This window comes from Henriciella sp. (genome assembly GCF_049649345.1).
In the GTDB taxonomy this organism is placed as follows: domain Bacteria; phylum Pseudomonadota; class Alphaproteobacteria; order Caulobacterales; family Hyphomonadaceae; genus Henriciella.
On the sequence record NZ_JBARZC010000102.1, the window covers coordinates 1 to 2124 of the forward strand.

Consider the following 2124-nt stretch of genomic DNA (forward strand, 5'->3'; position numbering starts at 1 on the left):
ACTACTCGATCAACGATGTTGCAGAGGACAACTTCGGTGTTGAAGCTGACTATGCCGATGGTCCAATCAGCGCCAACGTCTTTTACGACTTTGACGGCGATGATGACGCGTTCGAAGCCGGAATTGAAGGTGCCTATGACACTGGTCTGAACCTCGAAGTTCTTGCTGGCTACATTTATCAGGAAGATGGCGAAACCTCGCAGTTCTACGTTGCAGGCGTCTATGACCTCGGCGGCGGTGCAGAGCTGCTCGTCTCCTACGCAGAAGACGACGATGACATTGATGAAGACGAGATCGGCGATCCAGAGTACCAGCGCGGTGCGACTGTGGAAGTTTCGTTCGCTTTCTAATCAAAGCTGAACGTACAAAGGTCAGAGCGGTCCTTCGGGGCCGCTCTTTCTTTTTGGGCGGGGCGCATTTCAGCGGCGCAGCCTATAGCCATCCAAAGGATGCGCCATTATGAATATCGCCGGGCCCGCGCGCCCGGCCTTTGCATATTTGAAAGACAGCCCAGATGAACAGCTATTCCCCCGCCGCGATCGAAGGAAAATGGCAGGAGCGATGGGCCGAGGCCGAAACCTTTACGGCCAAACGCAGCGCGGACAAGCCCAAATACTACGTGCTCGAGATGTTCCCCTATCCATCGGGCCGCATCCATATCGGGCACGTGCGTAACTACACCATGGGCGACGTGATCGCGCGCTACAAGCTGACCACCGGCCACAATGTCCTGCATCCGATGGGCTGGGATGCCTTCGGGATGCCGGCCGAGAACGCGGCGATGGCATCCGGTGGCCACCCCAAGGACTGGACCTACCAGAACATCGCCGACATGCGCGCGCAGATGAAGCCGCTGGGCCTGTCGATCGACTGGAGCCGCGAATTCGCCACCTGCGATCCGGAATACTACGGCCAGCAGCAGGCGCTGTTCATCGACTTTCTGGAAAAGGGCCTGATCTACCGCAAGAAGGCGGTCGTGAACTGGGATCCGGTGGACATGACCGTGCTGGCGAACGAGCAAGTGATCGACGGCAAGGGCTGGCGATCCGGTGCCGAGGTCGAACGCCGCGAGCTGGTGCAATGGTTCTTCAAGATCAGCGACTATTCCGAAGAGCTGCTCGACGCCATCGACGGGTTGGACAACTGGCCTGCGAAGGTCAAACTGATGCAGGCCAACTGGATCGGCAAGTCCCGCGGGCTGGAATTCAGTTTCCAGCGGACCGATGGCGGCGAGATCGCGGTCTATACCACACGGCCGGACACGCTGATGGGGGCGTCGTTCGTCGGCATTTCTCCGGACCATCCTCTGGCCCGGGAACTGGAAGCGAAGGATGAAAAGGTCGCCGCCTTCTGTGCCACGTGCCGCAAGGGCGGAACGACGGCCGAGGCGATGGAGAAGGCCGAAAAGCTGGGCTATGACACCGGTCTGACCGTCACGCATCCTATGGCAGGCCAGCCCGACCTGCCGGTCTATATCGCCAACTTCATCCTGATGGACTACGGCACCGGCGCGATTTTCGGCTGCCCAGCCCACGACCAGCGCGACCTCGACTTCGCACGGAAATACGGGCTGCCCGTGATCAGCACCTTTGCCCCCGCCGACGATCAAGGCATTACCATGCCCGAGGACGGCGGCGCGGCCTATGTGCCCCCGAAGACAGAAAAGGTGATCTACATACAAGGCTTTGCGGGCAATACCGAACAGACCGGGGAAGAGGCGATCGACGCCGCCATCGCCTTTGCCGAGGATCTGGGTTTCGGCGAAGGCGTCACCAAATTCCGCCTGCGCGACTGGGGACTGAGCCGCCAGCGCTATTGGGGCTGCCCCATTCCGGTCGTGCATTGCGGCGATTGCGGCGTGGTGCCCGAGAAGAAAGAGAACCTGCCCGTCGAACTGCCCTATGACGTCAGCTTCGACACGCCGGGCAATCCGCTCGACCGGCATGAGACGTGGCGCGATTGTGCCTGCCCCGCCTGCGGCAAGCCCGCCAAGCGCGAAACCGATACGATGGACACCTTCGTGGATTCGTCATGGTATTTCGCCCGTTTCACCGCCCCCGACGCCGAAACGCCGACCCGGCTGGAGGACGCGGAATACTGGATGAACGTCGACCAATATATCGG

1 protein-coding gene and 1 pseudogene are annotated in these 2124 nt (G+C 60.4%); both read left to right on the forward strand.

The window, feature by feature from the left end:
- A pseudogene (locus WA989_RS02595) lies at positions 1 to 350 on the forward strand (porin); the annotation flags it as partial.
- A gap of 164 nt (positions 351 to 514) precedes the next feature.
- On the forward strand, positions 515 to 2124 hold a 1610-nt coding region (gene leuS / locus WA989_RS02600; protein ID WP_424338967.1), incomplete at its 3' end, for a leucine--tRNA ligase.